Consider the following 16,698-nt stretch of genomic DNA (forward strand, 5'->3'; position numbering starts at 1 on the left):
CGTGTCTTCGCCGGCCCGCCGGCCTTCACCGCGACCGGCAGACGGAAGGGCAGCGCGGCAACCCGGGGCGAGACGACCGCCGGATCGACCTCACCCGGACTCTGGCGGTGGGTAATCACCCTGGGCGAGCCGGGTGCTCGGTCAAGGCTTCGCAATCTCTCGTGTGATTGACTCGTGGATTGAATGGATCCACGGGACCACCCTCAACCCACGAACGTCAAGATCAGGAGTGGCAGGGATGGCCAACCGGCTCGCCAGCGCAACGTCGCCGTATCTGTTGCAGCACAAGGACAACCCCGTCGACTGGTGGCCCTGGGGAGAGGCTGCCTTCGATGAAGCGAGGCGGCGAGATGTCCCGGTTCTGATCTCCGTTGGGTATGCCGCCTGTCACTGGTGTCATGTCATGGCGCACGAGTCCTTCGAGGACGAGGCTGTCGCCGGGCTGATGAATGACGGGTTTGTCGCGATCAAGGTGGATCGGGAGGAAAGGCCCGACGTCGATGCCGTCTACATGACCGCCACCCAGGCCATGAGTGGGCAGGGCGGCTGGCCGATGACCGTCTTCGCCACGCCGGATGGCGAGCCGTTCTTCTGCGGCACCTACTACCCGAAACCGCACTTCACCCGCCTTCTCGAGTCGGTCGGGGTGGCCTGGCGAGAGCAGCGCGACGAAATCCTCAAGCAGGGCGCTGCCGTGGTTCAGGTGCTCGGCGGGGCTCAGCTGGTCGGTGGGCCCACGGCGCCGATCTCGGCCGAGCTGCTTGCGGCCGCGGCGGCGGGGCTCTACAAGGAGCAGGACCAGCTGTACGGCGGGTTCGGGGGCGCGCCCAAGTTTCCGCCGCACATGAACCTGTTGTTCCTGCTGCGGCACCATCAGCGCACCGGGTCCGCCGAAGCGCTCGAAGTGGTGCGGCACGCGGCCGAGCGGATGGGGCGCGGTGGCATCTACGACCAGTTGGCCGGTGGGTTCGCCCGGTATGCGGTCGATGCGACCTGGACCGTGCCGCACTTCGAGAAGATGCTCTACGACAATGCGCTGCTGCTCCGGGCGTACACCCAATTGTGGCGACTCGGCGGTGACCCGCTCGCCAAGCGCATCGCCGACGAGACCGCGGATTTTCTGCTTCGTGATCTTGGCGCGCCGGCCGGCGGGCTGGCGTCGGCGCTCGATGCCGACACCGACGGTGTCGAAGGGCTCACCTATGCCTGGACGCCCGCCCAGCTCGTCGAGGTGCTGGGGGAGGACGACGGGCGCTGGGCGGCCGATCTGTTCCGGGTGACCGAGCAGGGCACGTTCGAGCACGGCAGCAGCGTGCTGGTGCTGGCACGGGACATCGACGACGCCGAGCCGGCGCTGGTCGAGCGGTGGCGGAGCGTACGCGCGAAGCTGCTCGACGCCCGCAACCGGCGTCCCCAGCCGGCCCGGGACGACAAGATCGTCGCCTCCTGGAACGGGCTCGCCATCACCGCCCTCGCCGAGCACGGCGCGCTCACCGGCTCGGCGGCTTCCCGAGATGCCGCGGTGGCGCTGGCGGCGGTGCTCGCCGAGCGGCATCTGGTCGACGGGCGGCTGCGGCGGGTCTCGCGGGACGGCCTGGTGGGGGAGCCGGCCGGGGTGCTCGAGGACTACGGCTGCGTGGCCGAAGGATTCCTCGCGGTGCACCAGATCACCGCCGACGGCCGGTGGCTGACCCTGGCCAAACAGCTGCTGGATGTGGCGCTGGCCCACTTCGGGACCGGGCAGGGTGGCTTCTACGACACCGCCGACGACGCGGAACGCCTGGTCACCCGCCCGGCCGACCCGACCGACAACGCGACGCCGTCGGGGCTGTCGGCGATCTGCGCGGCCCTGGTGTCGTATGCGGCGCTGGCCGGCGAGACCTCCTACCGGGAGGCGGCCGACGCGGCGCTGGAGACGGTGGCGCCGCTGTTCGGGCAGCATCCGCGCTTCGCGGGCTACTCGGCCACGGTGGCGGAGGCGGCGCTGACCGGGCCGTACGAGATCGCGATCGCCACCCACGACCCGGACGATGCGCTGGTCGCCGCCGCGCAGCGGCATGCCCCACCCGGCACCGTGCTCGTCGTCGGCGAGCCGGACCAGCCGGGAGTGCCACTGCTGGCCGACCGTCCGCTGATCGACGGGCGGCCCACGGCGTACGTCTGCCGGGGCTTCGTCTGCGATCGCCCGGTCACCGACCCGGCCGACCTCATCGCCCGGCTGACCTCCTGATCGAGGGCGTCGTTAGGCTTGGCGGGCGATGGATACCCGAACCGGTTTGCCCGTAGTCGGCATGGTGGGCGGCGGCCAGCTGGCCCGGATGACCCACCAGGCTGCGATCTCCCTCGGCCAGTCACTGCGTGTGCTCAGCGTGACCGCCGACGACAGTGCCGCCCTGGTGGCCGCCGATGTGCGCATCGGCACCCACACCGATCTCGCCACGCTGCGCGAGTTCGCCGACGGATGCGAAGCGGTCACCTTCGACCACGAGCATGTGCCGACCGAGCACATCGAGGCGCTCGAAGCCGACGGCGTCAAGATCTATCCAGGATCCAAGGCTTTGCTGTACGCCCAGGACAAGGGCCTGATGCGCGAGCGGCTGGCGGCTCTGGGCGCACCGGTGCCGCGCTGGCGGCAAGTCACGACGGCGGCGGAGATCGAGAGCTTCGCGGGCGGCTCCTGGCCGGTCGTGGCCAAGGCAACCCGCGGGGGGTACGACGGGAAGGGCGTGTGGATGCTGTCCACCCCCGCCGAGGCCGCCGAGCTGGTCGCGACCGGGACGCCGCTGATCGTCGAGGAGCGGGTGCAGCTGCGCCGGGAGCTGGCCGCGCTCGTGGCCAGGTCGCCGTTCGGGCAGGTCGCCGCGTACCCGGTGGTCGAGACCGTGCAGCAGGACGGCATCTGCGTGGAGGTGCTGGCGCCGGCGCCCGGGTTGTCCGAGGAGCGCGCCCTGGAGGCTCAGCAGCTCGCGATCGACCTGGCGCACTCCCTCGGGGTGGTCGGGCTGCTCGCGGTGGAGCTGTTCGAGACCGATGACGGGATCATCGTCAACGAGCTCGCGATGCGGCCGCACAACTCCGGGCACTGGACCATCGAGGGTGCCCGCACCTCGCAGTTCGAGCAGCACCTGCGGGCCGTCCTCGACTACCCGATGGGTTCGACCACGCTGACCGCCCCGGTGGTCGTGATGGCGAACGTGCTGGGTGGCCGGCCCGGCGGGATCTCCATCGACGAGCGGCTGCACCACCTCTTCGCGTCCGATCCGGGGGCGCGCGTCCACCTCTACGGCAAGCAGGTCCGGCCGGGGCGCAAGATCGGGCACGTGACCGTGCTCGGCGACGACATGATGTCCGTGCGCGCCCGGGCCGCCCGGGCCGCCAAGTGGCTGCAGGAAGGCGAGTAGATGAGCCCGCAGGTCGGCATCATCATGGGCAGCGACTCCGATTGGCCCACGATGGAGGCGGCGGCGCTGGCGCTGGCCGAGTTCGGGGTGCCGTTCGAGGTCGGGGTCGTGTCGGCGCACCGCACCGTGCGCAAGATGATCGACTACGCCGAGTCGGCGGCCGACCGCGGCATCAAGACGATCATCGCGGGGGCGGGCGGGGCCGCCCACCTGCCGGGCATGGTGGCCGCGTTGACGCCGCTGCCGGTGATCGGGGTGCCGGTTCCGCTCAAGCACCTCGACGGCATGGACTCGCTGCTGTCGATCGTGCAGATGCCGGCCGGGGTGCCGGTCGCGACCGTCTCGATCGGCGGCGCCCGGAACGCCGGCCTGCTCGCCGTCCGGATCCTCGGCGCCGCCGACCCGGTGCTGCGCGGGCGGATGGCCGACTTCCAGGCCGGCCTGGAGAAGATGGTGGCCGAGAAGGACGCCGCCCTCCGGGAGAAACTGCTCGGCTGACCGCCCGGTCCGCCGCAGCCCGCGTCGGCGGAGGCGGGCCGGCTTCGGCTCAGCGCATCCGCGGAGGCGGGCCGGCTTCGGCTCAGCGCATCCGCACCAGGGCGTCGCGCAGGCCCTCCCGGGTGCGGCGGCGGTTTTCATTCGTGGCGCCGAAGATCAGCAGGATCAGGCCCACCGGCAGCAGGACCAGCCACGGGCCGACCAGCGTCACCGCGAAGTGGACCGCGGCGAACGTCGTCGCCAATGCGCCGACCACCACCGGCGCCTGCTGGCGGTAGGTCGAGCCGAGGATCAGCGTGGCCACCGCGCCGAGCAGCAGCAGGACCTCGCGCAGGTCGCCGCCCTCGCCGGCCAGGACGATGCCGATCGTCGGGACGAACGCGGCCAGCAGCGCCGGGCCGTAGGCCGCCCAGCTGCCCAGGTCGGACCGGGTGCGAGACTCGACCACGCCGACCGCCAGCGCCAGCGCCGCGAACGGCAGGGTGTACGCCTCCGGCAGGCCGACATCGTTGAGGGCGATGAACATCCACCAGCCGACGATCTCGAAGGCGACCGCCAGCCAGAACAGCAGGCGACGCTGGTTGGTGGTGCGCCCGCGCCGGCTCGCCGCCAGACCCAGGACGGCACCCCAGGCGGCCAGCAGCGCGGCCAGATGGGCCGGAGCGTCGTAGGCGAGAGCGCCGGCCAGCACGGCCGAGGTGTAGCCGGCCCATTCGACCGTGGTGGCCTCGGGCCGGTATTGCGGCAGGCCCATCCGCGGGACGGCCGCCTCGATGATCAGCAGCGCGGCGCCGACGGCGAGGACACCGAAGGCCGCCCAGGACCGCTCCACGCCGGCCGCGATCGCGACGGTCAGGACGAAGAGCTGGGCCATGATCGCGGCGAACAGCCAGCCCAGGACCCGGGCGGTCTGGTTGCGGCCGGCCAGCGCCGCCACCAGGCCGACGCCGACGGCGCTGCCCAGGGTGAACAGGGTCATCTGCTCCTTGGCGAGGCTGCCGGCCAGACCCGCGTTGCCGCCGAGCAGGCCGATCACGAAGACCACGTTGCGCACGGTGTGCAGCAGCGACCGCCGGGACGCCGGCGGCGGGGACAGGGCCAGGCCCAGCATCGAGATGGTGAAGACGAGCAGGGCGGACGTGGTGGCCGCGGGGAACGGGAAGCGCAGGGCGATCGGGGTGATCAGCAGGGTGATGGCGATGCCGGGCAGGATCACCGGCACGGCTTCGGACGCCTTGCCGCCGAAGCCGATCGCGGCCAGTGCGGCCGCCCCGGTGAGCAGGACGATGGCCAGCACGCTGGTGCCGTCGACGTAGCCGGACGACGGCTGGGACAGGGCCAGGATCGGGCCGTCCCAGATGTGCCGGACCTGCTGGAGCGGGTCGATCAGCGCGGCCCGCAGCGCCGGGGCGATCGCGAAGAGGGCCAGCACCGTCGGGATGAGGGCGAGCACGACCGCGCTGGTGGCCGGGTCGACCAGCCAGCGGCCGCTCAGACCGCTCGGGCGCAGGGCGGTCCACCGGGTCGACTCGTAGCGCGACGTGGACCAGCCGCGGTCGGGTGCGACCGTCAGGCCGGGCGCGGGCGTCGCGCCGCGCAGCAGCTCGGCCAGCACACCCATCAGGGCGGCGGCCGCCGCATACAAAGCGGTGGAATAGGGCGTCGGGATCGAGGCGAACGCGGTGGCGGTCGCGCCCAGCACCAGGCCCACCGTGGCCCACGGAAGGTATTGCGGGATCCGGCGGGCGGCCAGGGCCAGCACCGCCAGGCTCAGCGCCGACGCGGCCATCGCCGCGGTGAGCACGGTCTGGGCGTCGTGGCCCTGGTCGGCGGCGAGGGCGGCCAGCACGCCGGGCACGGCCATCAGCGCGCCGCCGGTGGCGGCCCCGCCGATCTGGGCCCGGTGCCGGGGCATCCCGGTGTCGTCGCGGGCCAGGTCGGCCTCGGTGACCGCGGAGGACCAGAAGCGCGACGGTGCCGGGGCCTCGGCGGCGTCCGGGTCGGTGACCGCGACCGGGGTGCGGGCCATCGCCGCGGTGAGGGCACCGACCATCACGATCAGCAGCAGGGCCAGGCAGGTCGACCACGGGCGGGCCAGGCCGGCGCCGACCGCGTGCAGGAGCACGGCGGCCGCGGCGATGGCCCGGCAGAGCGCGGCGCGCGGGTCGGCGGCGGCCACCGCGGCCATCGCGTAGGCGATCGCCACCGCGCCGCCCACCAGCAGCGGGGACCACCACGGCAGGCCGAGGGCGTAGGGGGTGCCGATCGCGGCCAGCGCGCCGCAGGTTGCCGACATCGCGAACGACCAGGGGCGCGGGGCGGCGAAACCGGCCGCGACGGCCAGCACGACCAGGGCGAACGGGGCCTGCCAGGCGCCCGGCCTGGCGGTCGTCGAATACTGCGACAGGTCGGCCGCCCAGACCGAGCCGTGCAGGGCCAGGACCTTGAGGCCGCCGGCCAGGGCCTGATAGCCGGCGATCGCGCCGACCACCACACCGGCGGCGGCCAGGCCGCGGGACGGGCCGCGCCGCCAGTCCTCCGGCAGCGCCGCCACGCCCAGCGCCACGATCAGCACGACCACGCCGGCCACGGCCAGCGGTGCGGCCGGGAAGGCCAGGGCGAACACCCGGGCCAGGGCGCCGCAGATCGCCACCGTGGCGGCGGCCGCGGCGATGTCCGGACCGTCCAGGACACGGTCGCTGCGGCGGCCGTTGTCGATGGACTTGGCGAAGAACAGCAGGCTCGCCGCGACCAGCAGCAGGCCGCCCACCCACACGTCGGGCGGGGTGGCGCCGGGGGCGAACAGGGCGGCGAGCGCCATCGCGATCGCGCCGAGGCCGGTGCCGGCGGTCAGCGGGACGCTCACCTCGCGGCGGGCGACCTGGAACACCGCCGCGTAGCTGAGCGTGCAGGCGACCGCCAGGAAGCCGACGGCCAGCGCGGGCACGGTGACCGCCTCGGTGGGCGGCGGGCCGTCGCCGGCATCGGAGACCGCGAGGGCGGCGGTCACCACCGCACCGGGCAGGGCCAGCGCGGCGGCCCCGGCGGCCCAGTCGCCGATCAGCCAGGCATACAGCCGGAACGGGATCTGGCGGGCCGCCACGGCGATCATGACGCCGGCGCCGGCCAGGGCGGTAAGCACGGCCGCGGTCAGCCACGAGGCGCTCAGCGCGGCACCCGCGCCGAACAGGCCGACCGTGCCGGCCGCGGCCACGTGCGTGATGGCGATCCGGCGGGTGTCGGCGGCCAGGCCGGCCGCGCCGATCGCGATCGCGCCCAGCACCAGCGGCCAGGGCGCCTCCGACCAGCGCAGACCCAGTGACGCGGGCACCGACAGCGCGGTCAGCGCGACGCCGATCACCGCGCCCTCGTGCCGGACACTGCGCGGCAGGGCCAGTGCGGCGGCGAACGTGACGAGCAGGGCACTGAACGCCAGCAGCCAGCCCGACTCGCCGGCCGCCTCGGCGATCCGGTGCGCGTAGTTGGCCGTGTCGGCGTTCCAGACCGGGCGGGCCGCCTGCAGCGGGGCCATCGCGGCGCGGATGCCGTCGATGGTCAGGAAGACGCTGATGATCACCAGGGCGACGGCCGACGCGATCTCCGGGCCGACCCGGACCGCCGGTGGCAGCAGCGCCAGCAGGGCGCCCAGGATGGCGATCGCGGCCGCGGCCACGACCAGGGTCCAGCGCGGTGACACCACGTCGGCGATCCGGGCCGACGAGCCGATCAGGGCCAGGGCCAGCACGCCGCCGGTGATGTTGAGGGCCAGGACGTTGTTGAGCAGGCGGGCGGCGGCCACCGCGGCCAGCGCGGCGAGCACCAGCACCAGGCTCGAACGCAGAGCGTCCGGCACCACCCGGGCCTGCAGCAGCGCCACCGCCGAGTAGAGCAACGCGCCGGCGCTGGCCACGCACAGCAGGGCGAAGGTGAGCTCGCGCAGCCAGTCGGCGGACGGCGGGGTGGCGGGCGCGGTCACCGGCACACTGCCGGCGGCGGACGCGCCGGCCGGGCGCGGGCCGGGGAAGAGGCGGGCGGGCATCCAGCGCCAGCGCCGGCGGCCGGTCATCCCGCTGAGGATCAGGTCGGGTTCCTCGGGCTGCGACTCGGGGCGCGGCGGGGAGTCGGCCACGAAGTCGGCGGCGCCGGCCGCGTAGGCGTCCTCGTCGCCGGGCGCCATGCCCTCCCGGTCGGCCGGGCCCGGGCGGTGCGGCGGCCACTGCGGCACCAGCCGGCCGCTGCTGATCACGGTGGTGAGCAGCATCAGGTCGAGGACGGCCACCACGGTCAGGGCCATGCCCCAGCCGGCCGGGCTCTGGATCGTCGGATAGGCCAGCAGCAGCGGGACCGGCTGCAACGCGATCACCGTGGCGTACCGCGGGGCGCTCAGGCTGGTCGCCGCCGCATACAGGAAGCTCGCCACCGACGTGATCGCGAACGTGATGCCCAGGTAGAGCGGGCCGGCCACGGCGGTGCCGCCGGCCAGACTGCTGCCGTGCAGCGCCCACAGGGTCATCGGCAGCAGCACCAGGCCGACCCCGGCGACCGTCTCGGCGGTCGAGCTCAGGGCGCGGCGGGCGATGCCGGGCGCGGCGACCAGGGCGACCGCGGTGAAGATGGCCAGGATCATCGCCCGGGCGAACGGGTTGCTGACCGCCACCCCGGCGAACACCACCGCGGCCACGCCGATCAGCAGCGCGCCGAGGGCGAGCGTGATGTTCTGCACCGACTGGGGTGAGGCCTCGGGCGGGTGCTGCTCGCCGCCGGTGAAACCGACCCGGCGCGGCGGCGGGCCGACCCGCTCGGTCGGCGGCGGGTCGTCGAGCAGCATGGTCACGCCGTCGGTGGCGACCCCGGGCGGGCCGGTGTGTGCGGACCCGGCCGGTGCCCACTCCGGGCGCGGGCCGGTGGCCCGGCCGCCGGGCGGTGGGGGCGGCACGTCCTGCATGCGGGCGGAACCGGGCGGCGGCGGTGGAGCATCCTCGAGACGGGTGGCGCCGGGCGGCGGCGGTGGGGCCTCCCGGGTGGCGCCACCGGGCGGCGGCGGGGCCGCGAACTCCTCGGCCGGGCGGCGCCGGACCCGCCGGGGGCGGGCCGTCTTCTTCGCCTTCGTCTGCTGGTTGGCATGCGACAGGATGTCGCGCTGGAACTGGGCCGCCTGGATCTTGGCGGCGATGTCCGCGCGCTGCTTGGCCGCGGCCATGTCGCGGATCTTCAGCTCCGCGATGGAGGCCTCGATCCGGGCCAGCTCATCGTCATAGCCCTCGCCCTGCCCAGCCTGCGCCACGGCACCTCCTCGACCCCCGCCGGCTGCCCTGGCCGCCCAGAAGGCTCAGCCGGGATAACTAGAGCATGCCGGTACGACATCTCATTAGACCAGGCTCATGCGGGCGAAGATCTATGGAAACGGGCGCGAAACGCCGCAGACGTGCTTAGGGGCGCTAGACGGGCGGTCGGCCCATCCCCCGATAGGTCCACCCGGCGCGGGACCACTGGGCCGGGTCCAGGCAGTTCCGGCCGTCGATGACCCGGCGGGCGGCGACCAGATCGCCGAGCGTGACCGGGTCGGCGTTGCGGAACTCGGCCCATTCGGTGGCGACCACCACCAGGGCGGCGGCGTCGACCGCGGCCGCCATCGTCGGGGCGTACGTCAGGTGCGGCTGAGCGCGCCGGGCGTTCTCCATCGCCTGCGGGTCGTAGACGCGTACCTCCGCACCGGCCGCGGCCAGCGCAGCCGCGGCGGCGAGACTCGGCGCGTCGCGTACGTCATCGGAATTGGGCTTGAACGCCGCACCCAGCACCGCCACCCGGGTCCCGGAAAGGTCCGGCCCCGCCGGGCCGACCGGCCGGTCCAGCAGCTCCGCCGCGACGTTGAGCACCCGGCCCCGCCGGCGGGTGTTGATCAGGTCGACCTCGTGCAGGAAGCGCAGCGCCTCGCCCGCGCCCAACTCCTGGGCCCGGGCCTGGAAGGCCCGAATGTCCTTCGGCAGGCAGCCGCCGCCGAAACCGAGCCCGGCCTGCAGGAACCGGTTGCCGATCCGCGGGTCGTAGCCGATCGCCCGGGCCAGCTGGGTCACGTCGGCGCCGGCCACCTCGCACACCTCGGCCATCGCGTTGATGAAGCTGATCTTGGTGGCCAGGAACGCGTTCGCGGCCACCTTCACCAGCTCGGCCGTCGCGAAATCGGTCACCACCAGCGGCACGTCGCGGTCCTCGGTGGCGGCCAGGTCGAAGACGCCCTTGTGTGCGGCGTGGAAGACCTTGTGCGCCCAGTCGGACTTGATCCCGGCGACGATCCGATTGGGGCGCAGCACGTCCTCGACGGCGTACCCCTCCTGCAGGAACTCCGGGGACCAGGCCACCTCGACGCCCAGCGCCGGAACCGCATGCTTGGCGACCAGCTGTTCCACCCAGGTCGCGGTGCCGACCGGCACGGTCGATTTTCCGACGATCAAAGCCCGGCGTCGCAACAGCGGGGCGAGATTGGTGACGGCGCTTTCGACGTACGTAAGGTCAGCGCTCATGCCGTCCGCGCGTTGCGGCGTACCCACGCAGATGAAATGCACGTCGGCGAAGCCGGCGGCGTCGGCGTACGACGTGCCGAAACGCAGCCGCCCGGCGGTGAGGTTCCGGCGCAGCAGATCATCCAGGCCCGGCTCGTGGAACGGGACCCGGCCGCCCGCCAGCGTCGCTATCTTGACCTCGTCCACGTCGACGCCGAGAACCTCGTAGCCGAGCTCGGCGAAGCAGATCGCGTAGGTGGCGCCCAGATAGCCGGTACCCAGGAACGACAGGCGGGGAAGTGTCACATTTCGGTTAACGATCCGGCCCCTGGTGGGCGAGCGCTACGCGTCGGTAACATAGCGGCGGGGAACCGCCTATCCGAGAGGGCCACCGTCATGAGCGAGTTCGACGTCTACCGGCTGCCGGAGGACCACGAGACCATCCGGGCCGCGGTGCGCGAGGTCTGCGACGCGAAGGTGGCGCCGAACGCGGCCGAAGCCGACGAGACCGGCGAATTCCCGAAGGCGTCCTACGACGCCCTGCGGGCCGCCGACTTCCACGCCCCGCACATCCCGGTCGAATACGGCGGCGCCGGCGCGGACGCCCTGGCCACCGCGATCGTGATCGAGGAGGTGGCACGGGCCTGTGCCTCGTCGTCGCTGATCCCCGCGGTCAACAAGCTGGGCTCGCTGCCGCTGATCCTCTCCGCGTCGGCGGAGGTCAAGCAGGCGTACCTGCCGAAGGTCGCCTCCGGCGAGGCGATGTTCTCCTACTGCCTCTCCGAGCCCGAGGCCGGCTCGGACGCCGTCGGGATGACCACCCGGGCCGTCCGCGACGGCGACTTCTGGGTGCTCAACGGCGTGAAGCGCTGGATCACCAACGCCGGCGTCTCCGAGTTCTACACCGTCTTCGCGGTGACCGACCCGGGTGCCCGCTCGCGCGGCATCTCCGCCTTCGTCGTGGAGAAGTCCGACGAGGGCGTCAGCTTCGGGGCGCCGGAGAAGAAGCTCGGCATCAAGGGTTCACCGACCCGCGAGGTCTACTTCGACAACGTGCGCATCCCGGCCAACCGGATCATCGGCGCCGAGGGCACCGGCTTCGCGACCGCCATGCAGACCCTCGACCACACCCGGGTCACCATCGCCGCGCAGGCGCTCGGCATCGCCCAGGGCGCGCTCGACTTCGCCAAGGGCTACGTCAAGGAGCGCAAGCAGTTCGGCAAGGCGATCGCCGAGTTCCAGGGCATCCAGTTCATGCTGGCCGACATGGGCATGAAGCTCGAGGCGGCGCGGCAGCTGACCTACGCGGCAGCCGGCAAGAGCGAGCGCAACGACGCCGACCTGACCTACTTCGGTGCGGCGGCGAAGTGCTTCGCCTCCGACGCCGCCATGGAGATCACGACGGACGCGGTCCAGCTCCTGGGCGGGTACGGCTACACCCGCGACTACCCGGTAGAGCGCATGATGCGAGACGCCAAAATCACCCAGATCTACGAGGGCACCAATCAAGTGCAGCGGATTGTAATGGCGAGGCAGCTTCTCAAGGACTAAACGGGCTGTTTTCCCAGTTCAGAGGCCAAGTGGTCGGGCGAATATAAGCCCGGCCACTTTCCGTATCCATCCAACTGCATTGCGTATCATTTTCGGTTACTTGGGGTTACTTTCTGTTGTCATCCTGGGGAAATCCTGGGTAGGTTGATAGATACACGTGACTGTGTCGATCTGCTTGGTCCTCATCGGACGTTGCAACCGAGCACCTCACCGGCCCCACATGTATCGCCATGTCGAACGACCTCCCTGAATCTTCTGCGCGAGACAGTGATGGTTACCGTACGTTACGACGCTTAGTGTCCGACAATCTCGGGCGCCAGCCACGGAAGGTTCGCCAGGCCAGTCGTCGCCATCGCTGTAGCGGCAGCCCGGCCGATCTTGTCGAGACGTAGCAGTCTCGTAAGGCCAAACCGGCCCACTCCCTCCACAGCCTGATCTCATCTGCGTTCGAATTGTCGTCTTCCAGACAGAATCTGAGCGGCGCGTTAACTGGACAAGCCTCGTTGCTCCCATCGACCCGCCTGACTGAGGAGGCGGGCTACCGCCCAGAGGGAGACGCAATGAGCAAAGTCCAAGGGCATGTCATCGATGGCCTGACGTTCCCGACGCTTCGCGCCGCGGTCGAAGAGATCGCCGACTGGCGCTGGTACGCCGTCCCGGAGAACAGCAAGGTGAAGTTGGTGCGCCGACTCGGTGCCCGCATTGCGGAGATTCGCTGGGACGGCCATTGGTGGCGGTGGCAGATCCTCGACGGCAAGCAGTCGGTGCTGATGAATGGGAGTGGCGGTCGCCTCACCGAAGCCCTGATCGGTGCCGAGTTGGCGCAGCCGTACGAGTACCCAGTCTGCCCTGCCTGGTGCGCGGACGATCACAGCACTAGGTCCGGCGACAACAGCCGGTTCCACTCGATCGAGGACGAGATCACGGTCGGCAGCGGTGGCAAGACTGCTACCGTCGGCACCTGCTGCACCAGCGCCCCGCATCCCGACGCAGCGTATGGGCCGGTGGTGTACGTCGGTGGCCTCGACGATTGCGATATGACTGTGGCCGAGGCGGAAGCGTTGCGTGTAGCACTGGCTCGAGCGATCGAACGTGCCGCGGAAGCCCAGCAACTCAGCGTTCGTGACGGTGAACGGCGTCGGCAGTCCAGCATCCGGCAGCGCACGAGTATGGACATGCGAAGCTACGCGCCGCCGCTGGCGGGCGAGAAGTTCGAAGGGCTTCGGGTGGCATAGACGGCCCAATGTGCCGCTGTACGGAATTCGGCGCTTGGAAACTTCGAATACCGTTTGACTCGACCCGAGACGCTTCGGGTAGGACCGCCGGCGATGGGAATCCGGCAATGGAGTGACGGCGATCGGGCTGCTCAGGCGTCAGGCGCAATCCACCGGTAGCGACGTTTGGGGCTCTGGGTAGGTCCTACGACCTCAATAGTCTCGGCCTTGGCCAGACCGCGTAGATGGTTCAAGACGGCATTCCGTGACAGTCCGGTTATTTCAACGAGCTCGCTCGCCGTCGCTTCTCCACGTGCCTTGAGCGCTTCGGCGACGCCGGGCGGTGATTGAGGCGAGAGCGCCGAGAAGAGATCAGGAGCCCGCGATTGACCTGAGGCTGCGGGGTCGAGGACGTACTGCGCATAGCGCCTGCCGCCTTCTTTCACTGCCAGTCCTTGATCGACGAGGTCACGGAGGACCTGGCCGGCTGCTACGCGGTCGACGCCCCATTGCCGGAGCATCTCGTTGGTCAGGTAGTCGTCGCGCAGCATGGCGAGGGCGAGGTGATGTGCCTGCGTAGGCAGGTGGGCTCCGAGTCGGGAGATCCAACCGCGGACTTCGGGGCTGAGGAGTTCCGAGCGTGCCATGGTGACCACGAAGCTGGCGATCGAGCTGCGGAAGCTCGGCCGGGGAAGTCCTCGGCGCCGGGCCACGGCCAGCATTGCGGGGATGCCCGAGGATCTATTCTCCGCCACGAGTTCGTTTGATGACGGCAGGTAGGTGTCTGCGAGGAGGCTGCTCAGTACCGCGTTCCGGGATGACGAGACGCCTTCCTCGCCGAGTTCGTCGACGATGACTCCGCCGTAGAGTCCGCCGGGGCTGCGGACGACGAGACGGTCGGGGAACAGTTCGATCTGTACTTGCGTGCCTCGGGTGACCGGGCTGTAGTCACGGTGCATCAAGGCATTGACGACCGCCTCGCGTACCGCTTCCAAGGGGTATTCGACCTCGTCTACGCGTGAGCCGTGCTCACTGATGACTGCTCGGACAGCGAGGTTGCGGCGAAGCATGGCCAGTGTCGTCTCGACCATTTCAGGGATGGGGCCGCGGACTGTCTGGTTGTCGAGGAAGCGGGTGCCGGAGCTGGAATCCGGGCCGTGTACGACGACCGAGACCATCAGCTGGGGAAAGAACTGCTGAGGAAATTGTCCGAAGGCCAACAGCCCCGCCAGTGTCAGTGGGGCGTCCACGGAACTCCCAGCGGTGATGCCCAGGCGAAAGAGAACCATCGTGTCGTCGGACTGTGCGAGTTTGGGGAACCCGACGCGAACCCGTCGCAGGGTGCGCCGTACCGCCTCGTCGTCCAGGTCCTGCACGGAGGTTCCGTCGATGACCTCGCGGTCGTAGGCCGGTTGAGTCCGTGCCGCCATAGTGAGGGCGATCTCCGCCTCGGTCATGTGCCGATCGCCATCTCCTCCGCGCAGGTAGGAACCACCGGAGATCCCTTGGGCAGTGACGTAGACAGGGCGCCGGTCCGCCGACATCGGGGGGACCTCGGCCGCGACCAGCCGCTGGCCCTCGACCTCGACAATCTCGGTGCTGATCTGCAGCGCTGGAGTGATGTCGTCTCGTGACATCTGCACCAGTGCATCGCGAAGAGAGCTGGGATTGGTCAGTTCGACCACACTGAAGCCGCTCGCCTCGTCCACCCCCAGCAAGACCATCCCGCCGTCGGTGTTCGAGAAGGCGGACAGTGTCTCCCGCACCGCCTTGGGAAGCCCACCTGCGGCACGCTTCGCCTCGATTCGTGTCGGTTCGCCGCCCATCCGACGCAACGTGGCGAGGGCTTCCCTGACGCTTTCAGCGCTCATGGGCCTATCTCACCACCCGAGCTTCACACCAAGCAAGCGGCGCGTGAAGAAGGTGTGAAGCTGTGTGAAGTCGCGTGTGAAGACTGCGACTCGCTATGCGCGGCCGCGATGTTGTGTGTTACCCCAGCCTGCCCACGGTCGGGTCCGTGCGAGTCGTCGTTACGCGCCCCGTCGGTGCCGAGAGTCGACGAGGCGCGCGACCGCCATCCTGCTGCCCTGCGGTCGCCCCCGACTGCGTACGTGATGCCCTTCGTGGCATCGCCAAGCGGTCCCGGTTCTGGTAACGCACGGTCACCTTCCCTCGACTGCATCCGTCCGCGAGGGCGCCGGCCGCTCCTCAAGAACTGAAGGGGCCGTTTTCCAGTTCAAAGGCGAAGGAGAAGGTGGCCGGGCGCGCATACCCCGGCCACCTTCTGCGAATGATCCACCGCAACGCGCGTTAACGCGGGCCGGGCACATGCGAGACCCACTTGTAGAGACGCTTTGGGCTTTGGGCCGCGCCTATCGGAACGGTGTCTCCAGCCGCAGTCAAAGTACGCAACTGATTGAGTACGGCGGAACGCGACAGCCCGGTGAGCTCGGCGAGCTCCCGGGCCGTTGCCGTGCGCTTGGCCTTTAGTGCTTCCGCGACATCAGGCAGGGGAACGGATACTGCGGGGAGTTCGTGGAGGGCCGCGCGGGACGGCTCGTCCCGCAGGACGGACAAACGATTGCGCAGCCTTTCCAGGAAGATTCCGTAGCGCAGATAATGGAGCCCTCGAAGCAGGGATCCGACACCGCCGACCGTCATCGCCGTACCGACCAGGTAATAGCCAGCCGCAAGCGATCCAACACCGATCGCAAGCCCCATGGACGCGATCACCAGCGCCTTGACAGCGTTCATGTCCAGCCTGCGCCGCGCCCATTCTGGAATCGTTCGGTCCGGAGTTGAAATCTCCACGGCCAACATGACGCCTGGAGCAACCGAACAGTAGGTTATGTTTCTTTTCGGGAGTCTCCGGTTGAAATGGAGGGCTACATATGTCGTCGCCATGTCGAGCAGAATAAGGTGGGGATGATTGCTGAGCAGGTGGACGACCGTCCACACCAAGCCGTATGCAGCAAGCGAAAGAAGCGCCAACCGGCGCAGCTGGTTATCGTTGAATCCCATGCCAAAGAAGGCGCAGAGCGCAAAAAGGCCCACGCAAGTGGCATTGAACCCCACGTGCCAGTCTTGACGCACAAAACTGAGGACTCCAAATTGCAGCGCGCCGGCGGCTACGCCCGCGGTCGCAGCACCCAACAGGATCCGGGACGCCTGAAATAGATTGGCAGACACCAAAGCGGTGAGAATAAGTGCCGCTACCGAAATCAGGACCGGAAGTCGCGATGCCGACAGCGGCGGAAGCGGGGACAGAAAGGCACCCATCGCAGCAACGCAGAAGAGAGCAAGCTGCACATACCGTATCAACGGCGCACGCTGCGGAAGTCTTCGCAGCCAAACCGCCGACGCGGAAATAGACGACACCAGCAGCGCGACAGACAAGCCACGGTACCCGAAATCATCACTCAATTGATTGACCGTTATACCACCCGCCGCTCCAGCAAACAGGGTATAAAGCCGCTCCAGCCAAGACGGTTGCAGGTGACCCCGAACCGGCTTTTCATCCAATGTAGACACATT

At 70.1% G+C, this 16,698-nt stretch carries 9 protein-coding genes; 5 read left to right on the forward strand and 4 right to left on the reverse strand.

Translation table 11 applies throughout. The features are described 5' to 3' along the window. The first annotated feature begins 238 nt into the window (after positions 1–238). The 3 genes from Adu01nite_RS44955 to purE are packed head-to-tail and all read left to right on the forward strand — an operon-like array spanning position 239 to position 3,899. Positions 239–2,230: a thioredoxin domain-containing protein gene (locus Adu01nite_RS44955; RefSeq protein WP_203735530.1), complete on the forward strand. Its 1,992-nt coding sequence runs from the start codon at positions 239–241 to the stop codon at positions 2,228–2,230. 28 nt (positions 2,231–2,258) lie between these two features. Beyond that, positions 2,259–3,401 carry a 5-(carboxyamino)imidazole ribonucleotide synthase gene (locus tag Adu01nite_RS44960; RefSeq protein ID WP_203735531.1) on the forward strand — a complete coding sequence of 381 codons (1,143 nt, stop codon included), beginning with the start codon at positions 2,259–2,261 and terminating at the stop codon, positions 3,399–3,401. Beyond that, on the forward strand, positions 3,402–3,899 hold the full coding sequence (purE, locus tag Adu01nite_RS44965; RefSeq protein ID WP_203735532.1) for a 5-(carboxyamino)imidazole ribonucleotide mutase: 498 nt from the start codon (positions 3,402–3,404) through the stop codon (positions 3,897–3,899). 82 nt (positions 3,900–3,981) lie between these two features. On the opposite strand, the gene Adu01nite_RS44970 is transcribed toward purE, so the two are convergent. Further along, the gene (locus Adu01nite_RS44970; protein ID WP_203735533.1) at positions 3,982–9,183 is read right to left on the reverse strand and encodes a proline-rich domain-containing protein; all 5,202 of its coding nucleotides are present in this window, start codon (positions 9,181–9,183) and stop codon (positions 3,982–3,984) included. Between the two features lie 154 nt (positions 9,184–9,337). Continuing rightward, positions 9,338–10,705, reverse strand: coding sequence for a UDP-glucose dehydrogenase family protein (locus Adu01nite_RS44975; RefSeq protein WP_239133193.1), 1,368 nt, complete (start codon positions 10,703–10,705; stop codon positions 9,338–9,340). Between the two features lie 90 nt (positions 10,706–10,795). Here Adu01nite_RS44975 and Adu01nite_RS44980 point away from each other — a divergent pair, with 90 nt between their 5' ends. After that, a complete protein-coding gene (locus tag Adu01nite_RS44980) occupies positions 10,796–11,950 on the forward strand; it encodes an acyl-CoA dehydrogenase family protein (protein ID WP_203735534.1) in 1,155 nt (384 codons plus the stop codon). A gap of 560 nt (positions 11,951–12,510) precedes the next feature. Then, a complete protein-coding gene (locus Adu01nite_RS44985) occupies positions 12,511–13,185 on the forward strand; it encodes a DUF6907 domain-containing protein (protein WP_203735535.1) in 675 nt (224 codons plus the stop codon). A gap of 131 nt (positions 13,186–13,316) precedes the next feature. On the opposite strand, the gene Adu01nite_RS44990 is transcribed toward Adu01nite_RS44985, so the two are convergent. Beyond that, entirely contained in the window at positions 13,317–15,035 is a 1,719-nt protein-coding gene (locus Adu01nite_RS44990) for an ATP-binding protein (RefSeq protein WP_203735536.1), read from the reverse strand. 439 nt (positions 15,036–15,474) lie between these two features. Then, positions 15,475–16,698, reverse strand: a 1,224-nt coding sequence (locus Adu01nite_RS44995) for an HTH domain-containing protein (RefSeq protein WP_203735537.1), incomplete at its 5' end; no start/stop codon positions are given.

The organism is Paractinoplanes durhamensis, assembly GCF_016862175.1.
In the GTDB taxonomy this organism is placed as follows: domain Bacteria; phylum Actinomycetota; class Actinomycetes; order Mycobacteriales; family Micromonosporaceae; genus Actinoplanes; species Actinoplanes durhamensis.

Bases quoted from the DNA above. Each gene is read 5' to 3' on its own strand.
- Adu01nite_RS44955 (WP_203735530.1), top strand. From the start codon at position 239: ATGGCCAACCGGCTCGCCAGCGCAACGTCGCCGTATCTGTTGCAGCAC.
- Adu01nite_RS44960 (WP_203735531.1), top strand. From the start codon at position 2,259: ATGGATACCCGAACCGGTTTGCCCGTAGTCGGCATGGTGGGCGGCGGC.
- purE (WP_203735532.1), top strand. From the start codon at position 3,402: ATGAGCCCGCAGGTCGGCATCATCATGGGCAGCGACTCCGATTGGCCC.
- Adu01nite_RS44980 (WP_203735534.1), top strand. From the start codon at position 10,796: ATGAGCGAGTTCGACGTCTACCGGCTGCCGGAGGACCACGAGACCATC.
- Adu01nite_RS44985 (WP_203735535.1), top strand. From the start codon at position 12,511: ATGAGCAAAGTCCAAGGGCATGTCATCGATGGCCTGACGTTCCCGACG.
- Adu01nite_RS44990 (WP_203735536.1), bottom strand. From the start codon at position 15,035: ATGAGCGCTGAAAGCGTCAGGGAAGCCCTCGCCACGTTGCGTCGGATG.